The organism is Embleya sp. NPDC005575 (assembly GCF_040605455.1).
In the GTDB taxonomy this organism is placed as follows: Bacteria; Actinomycetota; Actinomycetes; order Streptomycetales; family Streptomycetaceae; genus Embleya.
In genome coordinates, this window is sequence record NZ_JBEXCV010000203.1 from 1 (window position 1) to 12,428 (window position 12,428).

The 12,428-nt window shown below is 71.7% G+C and carries 18 protein-coding genes; 14 read left to right on the forward strand and 4 right to left on the reverse strand.

Going from position 1 to position 12,428, the window contains the following annotated elements:
* The 5 genes from ABZS54_RS38370 to ABZS54_RS38390 form a co-directional block, all read left to right on the forward strand.
* A partial coding sequence (locus tag ABZS54_RS38370; RefSeq protein ID WP_355546769.1) for a hypothetical protein occupies window positions 1-194 on the forward strand: 194 nt, incomplete at its 5' end.
* A gap of 39 nt (window positions 195-233) precedes the next feature.
* A complete protein-coding gene (locus ABZS54_RS38375) occupies window positions 234-407 on the forward strand; it encodes a hypothetical protein (protein WP_355546771.1) in 174 nt (57 codons plus the stop codon).
* Between the two features lie 89 nt (window positions 408-496).
* On the forward strand, window positions 497-928 hold the full coding sequence (locus tag ABZS54_RS38380) for a transcriptional regulator (protein ID WP_355546773.1): 432 nt from the start codon (window positions 497-499) through the stop codon (window positions 926-928).
* Window positions 929-939: 11 nt separating this feature from the next.
* The gene (locus tag ABZS54_RS38385; RefSeq protein ID WP_355546775.1) at window positions 940-1,242 is read left to right on the forward strand and encodes a hypothetical protein; all 303 of its coding nucleotides are present in this window, start codon (window positions 940-942) and stop codon (window positions 1,240-1,242) included.
* A gap of 631 nt (window positions 1,243-1,873) precedes the next feature.
* Window positions 1,874-2,089 carry a hypothetical protein gene (locus tag ABZS54_RS38390; RefSeq protein ID WP_355546777.1) on the forward strand — a complete coding sequence of 72 codons (216 nt, stop codon included), beginning with the start codon at window positions 1,874-1,876 and terminating at the stop codon, window positions 2,087-2,089.
* Between the two features lie 72 nt (window positions 2,090-2,161).
* Here ABZS54_RS38390 and ABZS54_RS38395 read toward each other — a convergent pair whose 3' ends face one another.
* From ABZS54_RS38395 to ABZS54_RS38410, 4 genes are all read right to left on the reverse strand, one after another.
* On the reverse strand, window positions 2,162-2,428 hold the full coding sequence (locus tag ABZS54_RS38395) for a hypothetical protein (RefSeq protein WP_355546779.1): 267 nt from the start codon (window positions 2,426-2,428) through the stop codon (window positions 2,162-2,164).
* A 63-nt stretch (window positions 2,429-2,491) separates the two neighbouring features.
* Window positions 2,492-2,833 carry a hypothetical protein gene (locus ABZS54_RS38400; protein WP_355546781.1) on the reverse strand — a complete coding sequence of 114 codons (342 nt, stop codon included), beginning with the start codon at window positions 2,831-2,833 and terminating at the stop codon, window positions 2,492-2,494.
* A gap of 709 nt (window positions 2,834-3,542) precedes the next feature.
* A complete protein-coding gene (locus tag ABZS54_RS38405; RefSeq protein ID WP_355546783.1) occupies window positions 3,543-4,745 on the reverse strand; it encodes a helix-turn-helix domain-containing protein in 1,203 nt (400 codons plus the stop codon).
* Window positions 4,746-4,942: 197 nt separating this feature from the next.
* On the reverse strand, window positions 4,943-5,650 hold the full coding sequence (locus ABZS54_RS38410; protein ID WP_355546803.1) for a GntR family transcriptional regulator: 708 nt from the start codon (window positions 5,648-5,650) through the stop codon (window positions 4,943-4,945).
* Between the two features lie 203 nt (window positions 5,651-5,853).
* On the opposite strand from ABZS54_RS38410, the gene ABZS54_RS38415 reads away from it, so the two are divergent.
* The 9 genes from ABZS54_RS38415 to ABZS54_RS38455 form a co-directional block, all read left to right on the forward strand.
* Complete coding sequence (locus ABZS54_RS38415; protein WP_355546785.1) at window positions 5,854-6,132, forward strand: hypothetical protein; 279 nt, start codon at window positions 5,854-5,856, stop codon at window positions 6,130-6,132.
* On the forward strand, window positions 6,129-6,383 hold the full coding sequence (locus tag ABZS54_RS38420; protein ID WP_355546787.1) for a hypothetical protein: 255 nt from the start codon (window positions 6,129-6,131) through the stop codon (window positions 6,381-6,383). Before ABZS54_RS38415 ends, ABZS54_RS38420 begins: the two co-directional genes overlap by 4 nt.
* Complete coding sequence (locus ABZS54_RS38425; RefSeq protein WP_355546789.1) at window positions 6,380-6,676, forward strand: hypothetical protein; 297 nt, start codon at window positions 6,380-6,382, stop codon at window positions 6,674-6,676. The genes ABZS54_RS38420 and ABZS54_RS38425 overlap by 4 nt, the downstream gene beginning before the upstream one ends.
* The gene (locus ABZS54_RS38430; protein WP_355546791.1) at window positions 6,673-8,103 is read left to right on the forward strand and encodes a hypothetical protein; all 1,431 of its coding nucleotides are present in this window, start codon (window positions 6,673-6,675) and stop codon (window positions 8,101-8,103) included. The genes ABZS54_RS38425 and ABZS54_RS38430 overlap by 4 nt, the downstream gene beginning before the upstream one ends.
* Before the next feature lie 82 nt (window positions 8,104-8,185).
* The gene (locus tag ABZS54_RS38435) at window positions 8,186-10,387 is read left to right on the forward strand and encodes a cell division protein FtsK (protein ID WP_355546793.1); all 2,202 of its coding nucleotides are present in this window, start codon (window positions 8,186-8,188) and stop codon (window positions 10,385-10,387) included.
* 208 nt (window positions 10,388-10,595) lie between these two features.
* Window positions 10,596-11,372 (forward strand): hypothetical protein, encoded by a 777-nt coding sequence (locus ABZS54_RS38440; RefSeq protein ID WP_355546795.1) that lies wholly within the window; start codon window positions 10,596-10,598, stop codon window positions 11,370-11,372.
* 43 nt (window positions 11,373-11,415) lie between these two features.
* Window positions 11,416-11,700, forward strand: a complete 285-nt coding sequence (locus ABZS54_RS38445; protein WP_355546797.1) for a hypothetical protein — start codon at window positions 11,416-11,418, stop codon at window positions 11,698-11,700.
* Between the two features lie 9 nt (window positions 11,701-11,709).
* A complete protein-coding gene (locus tag ABZS54_RS38450; RefSeq protein ID WP_355546799.1) occupies window positions 11,710-11,934 on the forward strand; it encodes a hypothetical protein in 225 nt (74 codons plus the stop codon).
* A gap of 170 nt (window positions 11,935-12,104) precedes the next feature.
* Window positions 12,105-12,428: hypothetical protein (locus ABZS54_RS38455; protein WP_355546801.1), on the forward strand; the 324-nt coding region annotated here is incomplete at its 3' end.

The window sequence follows — 12,428 nt, forward strand, 5'->3', positions numbered from 1 at the left end:
ACGACGAGGCGACCCGGGCGGCGGTCCGGGAGGGCGTCAGCCACGGCCAACTCGCCCGAGCCATGGACGTATCGCGCAGCACCGCGCAGACGCGGCGGGCCGCTCTGCTGGACCCCGAGCGACAGATCACCCCCGGGGAGATCTGGGTCCGTGAGGGCGGTCCGCAGAACCCGCAGGGCATCGCGCTGGACTGACCGACCACCCACACCGAACACCGACTTCAGGAGTCCGAAATGCAGTTCACCACCGGCAGCGGCCAGCAGTTCACGATCAACGGGAACGTCGACAACCGCCCGGAATGCGAGTGCGGCAACGCGACCGTCTGGAACGGGATGTCGATCAACCGGGGCGTCCAGACGTACACCTGCGGGGCCTGCGGCAAGACGCACACCCGCAAGGTCAAGTAGCGCGTTGGGGCGGCCGTTCGCTGCCAGGCTCACCGGCCGCCCCTCACCTCCACCGACCCGCACGAAACGAGACTGAGGAGAGCCCCATCATGACGCCCGACCAGACCTCGGCGGCAGCCACGGCGGCCGCTGTGTACGTCGCGCTGTACAGCGCGCACCAGTTCGGGGACCACTGGATCCAGCGGAGCACGGAGGCGATGGGCAAGGGGGCCCCGGGCCTGTCGGGCCGCTGGATGTGCGGCCGCCACGTCGCCACGCTCACCGCGACGAAGCTCGGGGCCGTCGCGCTGGCGTGGTTCACGCTCGGCCTGTCCATTGGCGTCGTCGGCCTGGTCGTGGGCCTCGCCGTCGACGCGGCTAGCCACTACTGGGCGGACCGCCGGACGACGCTCCGGCGCCTGGCCCACGCGGCCGGTAAGGGTGGCTGGTGGGACAACGACCCGCAGGCCCCGTACCTGCTCGACCAGAGTTGGCACGTCGCCTGGTTGCTGCCGACCGCACTGATCATCGCGACCGTCTGAGAGGCACACCGATGGACAACACCACCCGATGCCCGGCGGCCCACCCGGACGACACGTCCCCGTGCGAGGGGCGGCCCGACGCGGTCCGCATCCTCGACCAGCTCGGCACGGAAACGCTCGCGTGCGTACGACACGGCGCGATCCTGCACGCGTCCCTGACCGGCCCGCGGGTCTACCCCGGGCCCGGCCACAGCAACGGCGACGCGATCGAGGTCCACAAGCGCGCGGCGACGTTGCCGCCGTACTCGTTCGCCCGGCGGCCGGGCGACGTCGCCGACGAGGCGGCGACGTACCTCCGACAGCGGCGGTCCTAGCACCACACCGCACCCACACAGGCCCGTCCCGGACGCCGGGGCGGGCCTGTCGCATGTCCGGGTGCTAGACGCTAGATCGCTGGTCCGGGCCCGGTTCGGCCGCTAGCGGGGGTGCTAGGTCTAGCGTCCCGGGCCGCTAGACCTAGCAGCGAAACCGCCGTGTCCGATCGAACAGTTGGCGGGTCGTTTCCGGATGGAACCAACCCGACACGGCCTGATCCCGGACCGTTCTGCAGGAGGGTCGGAGCCCTCGTTCGCGACGTCGCGACGGCCGATCTGCATTGCGTATCGCGTAGATACCTTGGTTCTCCCGTATCGGAGATACCTGAGTGATGCGCTCGGATGGGGCTCGCAGAGCGTCACGAAACTGGGCCGTTGGATCGTGATGCAATGGTGTGCTCATCTCGGGGTTCTGGTGACGGTCGGTCAGGTGTGAGGGCGTGGTCCTGGTCGACGTCGTGGTCGAGCTGGCGTGCTGGTCGTGGTCGTGCTCAAGGACGGGTCAGGCCGGGACGATTTCTAATGCAAGAGGTGTGACGTGTCCGGAAGCACGTGCTTCCGGATCAACCTCGCCGCGCGGACGGACACTGGGAGTGCACTAGGTGTGTCGGCTCTTCGAGGGGATGTTCACGTGAGCGGACAGCAGCGGCGGCGGCTCGGCGTCGGCCCGGCCGGGACGGACACGGCGGCCGCGGTGCCGTCGACGGGCGCGCGGCTGCTGCCGGTGGAGCTCGCGGAGCTCGGCGACGACCAGGAGCACGCGGAGCTCGGCCGCGCGGCGACGCCTGACAACCCGGGGTTGTCACCTCGCGGTCGGCGCGAGCTCGGCCGCGGCGGCGGCCGCTGAACCCCGGCGCCCTCGCCGGTGGTTCCCGGAGAGCATTGCTCTCGGGACAACTTGCTCCGGCTCGCCGGTACGTCATCTGGCAGACGTACCGGCCGGGTCCGGGTCACGTACGACGAGCCCGGCCGGGCTCGATGTCGTGCTCCTGGTCGTCGTCGCCGAGTCGGCCGCGCGGGTCGGAGACAGGAGCGCGGCCGACTCGGCGGCCGCGAACTTCTTCTTCATCTTCACCGCGCGGCGGAGAACTTCGCCGGGCAACGGCGCCTGCGCATGCGCACACGCGAGGACGGCCCGGCCGCGCGGCGGCGGGCCCTTGAACCCGTAGAGAAACTTTGAACGCACGGCAGGCCGTGACGTCGTCGTGGTCCTGGTCGTGCTCGACGTCGGGGCTGGCCGGCCCGACTGTTACCGCCGGGGTTCGGCGTACGGGGCGACCTCGGCGTACGCGTCGTCCGCCTCCGTCAGGTCGAACCCTTCCTCCCACTCGTCGGGGGCCGGCCAGTTCGCGGGCGGGCCGACCCTGATCGAGTGGTCCCAGCGGGGTTCGGCCTCGCAGAAGGCGTGTGTCTGGGGCTGCTCGTCGCTGTGGCGGCGGACGAACCGCTCGTCGTAGATCAGGAAATGCCCGCGATCACAGCGGTCCTCGCGGATCTCCTCCGGCAACGTCACCACCCGCGTGACCTTGTCGTCGTCACAGTCCACCTCAACCATCACCGGCATCACGTACCGCACCCACCGCCGCGTCATCACGCTGTCCTCTCCTGGGGAAACGGCCGCCACCGTAGCCGCGGCCGACCCTCGCCCGGACGGAGACCGCCGAACCTCACCCGAGCGAGCACGCCGTGGTCCTGGTCGACGTCGCCGGACCCGGCCGACACAGGGCACGGACCGCGCGGGCCTCGACCGGTGGCACCCGGCGGTGCCCATCTCGGTGGTCCTGCGCGACGTCACGACCCGCTGGGGATCGGGGGCAGCGGTGAGCCCCCGATGCCGCGCTCCGCGTGGCATGGCGCCGACAGGCGATACGGCACGGCGGCCGCCGTAGGCGAACACCCGAGCGACAAGGCGGCCTTGTCGCTCGGCCCTCGCCGCTGCTGCCTGCGGTCCTGATGTCCCCCAGCCCCGGGCCCGGCCTCACGAGGCGGCAGCGGGCGGCCTGCCTACGTAGGCAGGCCATAACTTGCTCCGCCGTTCGGCGGCGGCTTACGGGCCCCGTAAGCCATAACTTGCTCCGCCGTGGCGGCATCCGGAAGCACGTGCTTCCGGAACTTGTCGCCCGATATTGGGAGTTGTATCCGATTTACCCGGTAACAGGCCCCTTGCGCTGGCCTGTTACCGGTGGCCTCTCGGCCTGCGGTCCGCGGTGGGCAAGGGGCGGGCAAGGAGCCCGGGCGGTCCTGTGGGGCCGTGTCGCCGGTCCGGGGTTCGGATGGACCGGCGGACCGGCGACAGGGGCTCAGAACGGCGCGTAGGCGCTCTGCTGGGCATTCTGGCGGGGCACGCCACCGTGATCACCGGTGCGGCGGGCGGCGGTTCGGTCCGTCCGTCGTTCGTCGCACGCCGGGCAGGAGCGGCCGGTGTCGATGTCGATGTCGTCCCCGCAGCGCGGGTTCGCGCACGGACCGTGCTTCATGATCTCGATGAGCGCGCCGACGTGGGACTCGATCCGACCGGCGTCGTGCAGCTCGGCCCATCCGCCGAGCGTCCACCGGGACGCGATCCGCTGGGCAAGCTGGTCGACGGTGCGAACGTGGCCGGTGTCGTCGTCGGCGAGCGCGGCGGACATAGCCGCGTAGACCTCCAACGGCAGCCGCTTCGGCAGCGCCTCCTTCAGGCTCGGCGGCATGGCCGACATCAGGGTGCCGACCGCTGCTGCCGGTACGCGCTCGAACCCGAGCGGCGCACCATCGCCGGGCCGGTTGGTGCCCTTGACCCGGTGGTGACGTGTGGCGGGCGCGGCTGTGCCGCCTGCCGCGCTCGGCGCCTCGTCGCGAGCGCGCGCGCTACCTACGTCAGATGAGGCTGACGCGGCAGGCGCGGAGCGCGCCGACGAAGGAGGCGCGTCTGTTCCATCAGAGATCACTACGGGATCACTAAGGGATTGGCCGGCAGATTGACGGGTGGTACCCGTCAGATTGACGGGGAGTACCCCGCAATCTGACGGGTGGTACCCGTCAGATTGACGTTTCAGCAGGTCAGAGTGCGTGTCGTCGTCCTGGGGTGTGTCCGTCTCAAGGTCCGTCAGGTCGTCCTCGGCGTCCTCGGCGTCGCCTTGGGGCGTGCCCGCGAGAGTCGTCTCCGGGTCGCCCTGGGTGTCGTCCTCGAACTCGAACTCAAGCCCGATCAGGTTGTCGTTGAAGTCCTGTTCCTTCCGGGCCATCGATGCCAACTTCACGAGGTTCACGCGGCTCAGGTTCGTGATCGGTGTCCCGTTTTTGGACGTACGCCGGAGGGTCTTGAAGAGACCCATCTTCGTGAGCTTCCGCTTCGAGCGCTGCACGGTGCTGACCGACGTACCGCTGTCCGCAGCGAGCCGCTTCTCCCCCGGCCAGCAGTAGCCGTACGGGTCGGTCCAGTTCGTCAGCGCCAGCAGCAACAGCTTCTCCGGGCCCTTGATGCCCTCGGCCTTGAACACCATCCCCATGTGCTCGGCGCTCATCGGGCCACCTCCGGCGTGTCGATGCAGCGGCCCGACTGCCGGTCGTCCCTGCCATTGCGTACGCTCAAAGGAGCGCACCTCCCTTTGCCTAGTGAGAGTGCTTCGGCCGCCGGATTAGGCCCCGGCGGTCCCAGCAGGCCCCGTCCGAACGGACGGGGCCTGCTGCGTGTCTGGTCATGCTGCCGTACGCACGGGGATCAGGTGGGCACCCACGTGCGGCCGGGACTGGCGATGTCGATCCCGAACTCGATCGGCTCGCCGTCCTGATCGAGGATCCGGCCCGCGACGACGAGCACGGCGGCGGTCTCGGCCGGCATGCCCAGACCGGCGGCCGCCTCCTCCGTCAGCAGCTCGGCGGTCAGCTTCGGTGCGGTCGCCGTCTCGGCCCGGCGGCCCGTGGCCCGCTCTACCGCGCGCAGGGTGCCGCCGTCCGGGATCGGCCCGGCCGTCATCAGCTCGGGCACGACGTCGGCGAGGGTGCCGGCCAGGAAGCTGGTGGAGAACGCGACCACCCCGGCCGCGTCGCGGAACCGACGCGTACGCCGGATGACCTGCTCTCCCTCTTCGAGACCGAGCGCGTCGGCGACGTCGGCGGACGCGGGGACCAGCTCGGCCCGGTGCCCCTCGGTCACCTCACCCTTTCGGCCCGGGACTCCGACCGTGAGGAGCCGACCGCGGCGGAGGTCTCCACCGACCAAGCCGGGCTTCGGGGTGCGGACTTGGGCGCCACCGGCGCCCACCGAGACGTCGATCAGACCCTCGGCCCGGAGCAACTTGACCGCTTTGTGGGCGGTTTCGCGCGACACGTCGAACTGCTCGGCAATGGCCCGCACCGACGGGAGCCGCTGCCCGGGCTCTAGGTCACCGGCGTCTATCTGCCTCCTGTAGTGACCCGCGATCTGCATGTACGGCGGCTCTGACCTGCTGATTTCCGGCACGGCCCGCCCTTTCTCGTTGGCGTTTACGTCCTAGGACACACCGATCATATCGGGGGGTTGACATTCGTCAATGTCCTAGGACATCGTGGCGTCAGGCCGAAACACGACGGCTCCGGTGTGTGACCACCGGAGCCGCCCGGCCGGAACTCCTGGATGAGAGGAGCACGACCGTGAGGTACATCGTTGCAGGTCAGGTTGCCGTTTCGGCACCTGAGTTCGTGGAGTTGGCGACGGGGGTGGATCCCGAGCTGTTCGCCGGTGTCCGCGGGGAGTCGGCGGCGGACGCGGAGATTCGCCGCGCGGCGGCCGCCGACGTGCTGGCGGACCTGGTGGCGGAGGGTCGCACCGACCTGGTGGACCTGGCCCACTCGCTGTTGAGGACGGCGCCGGTCGCGTTGCGGCGCCGGTCCCGCGCGGCGGACCCGACCCGGTTGGGGGCCGTCGCATGAACCGCGTGCAGGTGGTGACGCTGCTGGTCAGGCTGCGGATGCTGCTCGGCCTGGCCGGTGCGGCGTGGGTCGTGGGCATGGTCCCGGGCGCCGTGACGCGGCTGGTCCTGGTCGTGCTCGTCGTCCTGGTCCTGGTGCTCGACGCGATCGTGGAGACGCGGACGGCCCGGCTGCGGGCCGAGCGGACCATCGCCGACGTTCCCGCTCAGCGGACCGTGCCGGTGGCGACCCGGATCGGCGGTGCCGCGTGAACGCGCGTCGGGCCGCTGTGGCGGTGGGCATCTGGCGGTGGCACGCGGCGGGTTGGCTGCCGGTGCGGGCGTGGGCCCTGTACCTGGCCGGTGCGAGTGTGCTGGTTCTGGGCGTGGGAGTCGGGTTCGTGCCGATGTTCCTGCTCGGTGTCGGCGTCGGCCTGGTCGACGGCGCGCTGTTCATGGTCGGCGAGCGGGCGGTGGCCGGCTTGGGCGAGTCGCAGTGCGCGTGCGACATCCAGCCCCGGGTCACCCTGCGGAGCGCGTGGGAGACCGCTGGGGGTGCCCGATGAGCACCGAGCAGGTCTACACCGAGCGCGGCGCCCGCCAGCTCGACGCGGTGCGGGCGAAGTCGGTCGCGGCGGACGCCAAGGCGTCCGCGAAGGTCACGGCGGCGGCCGCGAAGGTCGAAGCGGCCCGGATCAAGGCCGAAGGCAAGACGGCGGCCACCCAAGCACGGGCCGAGCGGCGCGAGGGTCGCGAACAGCGGGTGGCCCGGCCGTACGTGCTGGCGATGATGGGCGCGTGCCTCGCGGCCGCGTGGCCCGGCCAGTTCGACTACTTCGTGGGTCTGGGTCTGGGTCCGGTGATGGCCGCGACGCTCACGACGGTGATCGAGGGCATGGCGTGGGTGGGCATCAAGCTCACTGAGCAGGGCATCGCGGCGCCGAACGGCGGCCGCCCGGTGGGCCGTTACCGGGCGATGACCTGGGGCGCCGCGACGATCGCGGCCGGGATCAACCTCGGGCACGGCACCTCGGCCTACAGCCTGATCGTGGGCGTCGGTCTGGCGCTCGCCTCGCTGGGCGGGCCGTTCGTCCACGCGCAGTACGCGCACGCCGAATCCGAAGTGGTCTCGGGCCTGTCCGGCGAGGAGATCCGGCTGGGGCTCGCGCGGCGGGCGATGCACCCGAAGGTCGTCCGGGAGGCGGCCCGCCTGCGGGCGGCGGTCGGCGTGTCGTTGACGCCGGACGCGGCCTGGATCCTCGCCTGGCGGTCGGTGCACGGCGCCGACCCGGGCGTGACCGCGCGGAGCCTGAAGCGCCACCACAAGGCCGCGGACCGGATCGGCGAACTCCTGGCGAAGCGGCCGATCGAGCCGGTCGGCTCGGTGACCGCGTCCGCGTTGCAGACCCCGTCCGCGTCGCTGTCCGCACTCGCTCCGGGCGGCACCGTTCCGGACGCGGACGACGGTGTCCGCGCGGCCGCCGAGACCGCGCTCGGCGCGTCCGGTCCGCTGCGGCTGCTGCTCGGCGCGGACGCGGATCCGGCCCCGGAGACGGACGGTCCCGGGCGTCCGCAGCCCGCCCGCCCGGACTCGCCGACCCCCTCGCGCAAGCCCGGCGACAACCGCCCGGCGAAGTCGACGGACGCGGCGTCCGCGCAGGTCGCGCCGTCCGACCCCCCGCCGGTGTCGGTCCTGCGGGAACTCGCGGCGGAGAGCGCCCGGACCGCGTCCGAGGAACAGCGCGCGGACGCGCGGACGTGGATCGCCGAGCGCATCCGCACGGGCGCGTCGGTCGCGTGGGCCGACGTCGAGCCGGACGTGTCGGTGCTGTGGGGCCGGGGCCGGACCTGGTACGCGGAACGGCTCACCGAGGTGCGGCGCGCGGCCGAACCCCGGCTGCACGTCGTGCCGAACGACGACCGACTGACCGATGCCGACGTGCCGCTTCCGCTCGACGTCGAGCCGGACGCGGACGCCGATTCCGCCTCGTAGCAGACCAATTCGATTCACGCGGGGGCCCGGCTCATCGCCTGGCAGCGACCGGGCCCCCGCCACCCCAGAAAGGGCGGACCCAATGTCCCACGACGACGTGTACGACCAGGAGGCCGAAGTGTGGAGCACCGCGAACAACGTGGTGGTGGACCTGGGCGCCGAGCGCGCCCGACGCGGCGGCGCCCCGGCGATGCCCAGCGTCGATGAACTGATCGCGGCCGCCGGGCTGGTCAAGGCCGACGGCGCCCCGGCGTCGACGGCGGCGCCCGCCCCGGACGCGGCGGGCCCGGTGCTGGAAGGCGTCGTCCTGCGGGCGCCGGCCACGCAGGCCCGGCCCGCGTGGATGAAGGACGCCGACACCGCGCGCGACACGATCGGCCACTTCGGCGACTGGCTGGGGTGGCACGCCCGTTACCACGCGGCCCGGACCCCGGTGTACGCCGGACGGCTCGCGGCGATGGCCGTACGGGGCGTCGCCCGGGGCGCGTGGTGGGGCTGCCGGTACGTCGTCGCGGCCGAGTTCGGTCCGTCGATGCGGGCCGCGCGCCGCGCGGGCCAGTGGGCGGAGTACCGCCAGCTCGGCGCCGAGCGCGGCGCGATGATGAAGCACCGGGCGCCGCGCGCGGCGGCCGCGGTGGGCCTGTCCGTCGTGCTCGTGGCGGTCGTCGCGGCGATGGCCGGGATGATCGCGCTCACGGCGGCCGGGGCGGTCGCGTTCGGCGCTGCCGTGGCCGGCGGCCGCAAGGAGGGTCAGGAGGGCTTGGCGGTCCTCGACACGCCGGAAGCTCCGGTCCGGGTCGACCTGGCGCCGGACCACCTGAACGCTGCGTTCAGGGCCTGCGGGTTGCTGCCCGCGAAGGCCTCGCAGGACGGCGAACCCGCCGCGTTGCGGCTGGTGTCGCCGATCCTGCGGGACGGCCGGGGCTGGGCGGCGGTCCTGGACCTGCCGCGCGGCTCCGGCAAGGCCGCGAAGGACGTGCTCGGCGCCCGCGAAGCGCTCGCGGCCGAGCTGGGCGTGGACGAGATCCAGCTCATCATGGCGCGGGTGCGCGCGTCGGCCGGTGGCCACGCGGGACGGCTGTCCCTGTGGGTCGCGGACGACGACCCGTACATCGGCACCCCGGTGCCCTCCCCGCTCGCGTCGATGGACAGCTTCGACATCTGGAAGCCGATCCCGTTCGGGCAGGACGCGCGCGGCGTCCGGGTCGACGTCGAAGTGATGTGGCAGAGCATGTTCTTCGGCGGCCTGCCCCGACGCGGCAAGACGTTCACGCAGAGGTTGATGACGGCGGCCGGGCTGCTCGACCCGTACGTGCGGCACTACGTCGCGGACGGCAAGGGCGGCGCCGACTGGATGCCGATGCGCGCGGTCGCCCACCGGCTCGTCATGGGCGCGGAGGACGACGCGATCGACGCGTTGAAGGCGATGCTCGCCGAGCTGATCACCGAGATGGAGCGGCGGTTCAAGGTGCTGCGGGACCTGCCCCCGTCCATCTGCCCGGAGGGCAAGCTCACCCCGGCCATCATGCGCAAGTACAACCTGCCGGTGATCTTCGTGACCATCGACGAGTTGCAGGAGTACTTCACCGCGATGGAGAAGGCGGACAAGGAAGCCGTCATCTCCGACCTGTGCCGGATCGCCCGACGCGGCCCGGCCGCGGGCTTCATCTCGAACTACGCGTCCCAGCGTCCCGACGCCGACTCGGTGCCGACGAAGCTCCGGGAGATCATCACCCTGCGGTACTCGACGCAGGTCGTGGACAAGACCAGCTCGGACATGGTCCTCGGCAAGGGCAAGGCCGCGATGGGCGCCGACGCTTCGGTGCTCTCGGCCGAGCACAAGGGCGTCGGCGTCCTGGTGACCGGCCCGGCCGACTTCGTCACGGTGAAGGCCGACCTGCTCGACGGGCCCGGGTTCGCCGAGCTGTGCCAGCGCGGCCGCGAACTCCGCATCAAGGCGGGGCAGCTCACCGGCGACGCGGCCGGGGACGTCCAGGCGGCCGCCGACGCGGCCGGGTTCGTCATCCCCTCGATCGTCTCCGACGTCCTCGACGTCATGCGCCACGCCGACCGGATGCACACCACCGACATCCTGACCGGCCTGGTGAACCTGGACGACGACACGTACGGCGACTGGACCGGTGAGCGCCTGGCGGCCGAGCTGGACGCGGCCGGGGTCGTACGGGCCAGCAAGCAGGTCAAGATCGACAACCGGAACTTGGCCGGCTACCGCCGGGCCGACATCGAGGGCGTCATCCCGCCCGAGCTGACCGCGCGCGGGTAGAGGGGTCCCCCTCTACCCGGCCGCCCGAATCGACCAAGTTCGTCCCCCCGCTACCCGGACCGCTCGGTAGCGGGGGGCCACTACCCCGGTAGTGGGGGCGGTAGAGGCCCCCTGACCTGCGAGGTAGTGCCCGGTAGAGGGGTTACGGCCCCTCCCGGTGAACCCGTGAAAACCCCCTGAACGGCACCTACTTGAGGAGTGCTCCGTCATGATGCGCCTGCCCTGGATGAACCGGACCGACAAGCGCCGCTGGGCGGCGGCCGCGACCTTCGGCGACCTGTGCGACCTGACGGCCGGGTGGCTGACCGGACAGGTCCGGTCCCTGCCCGCCTACCAGCCCAACCGCGGGCCGGACGACGAGACGACGAGCCTCGTCCCGACCCTGACCGCGTACTGCCTCGGCGGCTACCTGACGACCTGGTCCCAGCCCGGTCTGACGGAGACCATCGGCGGCGGTCTCTGGGAACAGCGGGCGACGGTCGAGGGATACGTCCTCGACCCCGGCCTGTGCGGTCGGCTGGTCGACGCGGCGACCGCGGCCGGGCTCGTCGTCGTCGTCCACCCGCCCAACGGTCCGGCGGGCGGCGACCCGATCACCGTCACGACCTTCGACGGCGAGTGGTACACGTCCGCCGGTCTGCCGCTCGGCGACGACCTGATGCGCGCGGAGTGGTCGATCGTGTCCGATCCCGCGTTCGCCGAGCTGACCTCGGCCACCCACCTGACCGTCATCGCACCCGAGTTCGGGCCCGGCGGAAACCGGCTCTGGACCGTCCTGCACACCGCCATCGAAGGAGAACCCGTGATCACCCACATCCGATTCGTCAGCGACGTCGACGGCATCCCGACCCCGTTCACCGCGACCTACAAGCCCACCGACGACGACCAGGTCCACGCGCGCGCGTTCGTCGCGGCCTGCGTGGCGGACTCCGGCCGCCGCGACCTGGTGGTCACCGAGAACGGCACCGCCCGGCGCCTGCGCTAGCAACCGACCGCCCGACCTTCCCCCTCGAACACAGGAGAACCCCGTGGGACTCGACATCAACGGCCACAGGCTCAACAGCTACAGCGGGTGCGACCAGATCGCGGCCGACGCCCGGCAACACGCCTCCGGGCGGGGCGTCGCGGTGCTCGCGTACATCGCGCGCACCTCCGAGGGCGAGATCACCCAGCGGGACGTCGACGCGGCGATGGACGCGCTCCGCAAGGTCGCCTCGTCGCGGAAGGCGTCCGCCGAACAGGTCGCGCTGGCGCGGCTGACCATCTCGCGCCTGAACAACGCGCGCGGCTCGGGCCGCGTGATCCTCTCCTAGCTTCGCCCCGTGGCGGCCGCCATCGCCTGGAAGCTCGTCGGCCGCCACGGGTTCCCCACCGATCTCTCGGAGGAGGGCTCCATCGTGAGCGCTCGCACCATCACCCGTCCACCCGCCACCACTTCGGGCACCCGGTCCTGCCGGTCCTGTCTGCCCCCGCCCAACCGCGGCAAGGTCAGCGTCAAGGGCCAGTTGGTCAAGTGCCCGAACTGCAAGGGCACCGGACAGATCTAGGCCCCGACTCGACGGCCGGTCGACCCCCAACCCGGGGTCGACCGGCCGTCGGCATTCTCCTAAAAGAATCATGGTCCGACCCCTTGTCATGTGTACGGACTCCCGTACAGTGATGTGTACGGAACCCCATACAGTCCGTACGGGATCCATACACACCAGGGAGACACCCGATGGCCGTCACCACCCGCCGGACCGCAACCGGCGTGAGCGTCACGATCTCGCTGACACAGGAGCAGATCGACCTGATCGGCAGCGCTGCCGGAACGATGGCCGATCAGCTGGACACCGCCCTGTGGGCACTCGCCCGGCTGCGGTCCGGCGAGGAGACGACCGCCGAAGAGTGGTGCCTGGTGGTCAACGACCTCGGGCACCAGTTGCTGCCCCGGCTCACCGGGATCTACGACGAGGCGACCCGGGCGGCGGTCCGGGAGGGCGTCAGCCACGGCCAACTCGCCCGAGCCATGGACGTATCGCGCAGCACCGCGCAGACGCGG

Coding starts and splice junctions, on each gene's coding strand:
- ABZS54_RS38375 (WP_355546771.1), top strand. CDS start 234: ATGCAGTTCACCACCGGCAGCGGCCAGCAGTTCACGATCAACGGGAAC.
- ABZS54_RS38380 (WP_355546773.1), top strand. CDS start 497: ATGACGCCCGACCAGACCTCGGCGGCAGCCACGGCGGCCGCTGTGTAC.
- ABZS54_RS38385 (WP_355546775.1), top strand. CDS start 940: ATGGACAACACCACCCGATGCCCGGCGGCCCACCCGGACGACACGTCC.
- ABZS54_RS38400 (WP_355546781.1), bottom strand. CDS start 2,833: ATGACGCGGCGGTGGGTGCGGTACGTGATGCCGGTGATGGTTGAGGTG.
- ABZS54_RS38405 (WP_355546783.1), bottom strand. CDS start 4,745: ATGAGCGCCGAGCACATGGGGATGGTGTTCAAGGCCGAGGGCATCAAG.
- ABZS54_RS38410 (WP_355546803.1), bottom strand. CDS start 5,650: ATGCAGATCGCGGGTCACTACAGGAGGCAGATAGACGCCGGTGACCTA.
- ABZS54_RS38420 (WP_355546787.1), top strand. CDS start 6,129: ATGAACCGCGTGCAGGTGGTGACGCTGCTGGTCAGGCTGCGGATGCTG.
- ABZS54_RS38430 (WP_355546791.1), top strand. CDS start 6,673: ATGAGCACCGAGCAGGTCTACACCGAGCGCGGCGCCCGCCAGCTCGAC.
- ABZS54_RS38435 (WP_355546793.1), top strand. CDS start 8,186: ATGTCCCACGACGACGTGTACGACCAGGAGGCCGAAGTGTGGAGCACC.
- ABZS54_RS38440 (WP_355546795.1), top strand. CDS start 10,596: ATGATGCGCCTGCCCTGGATGAACCGGACCGACAAGCGCCGCTGGGCG.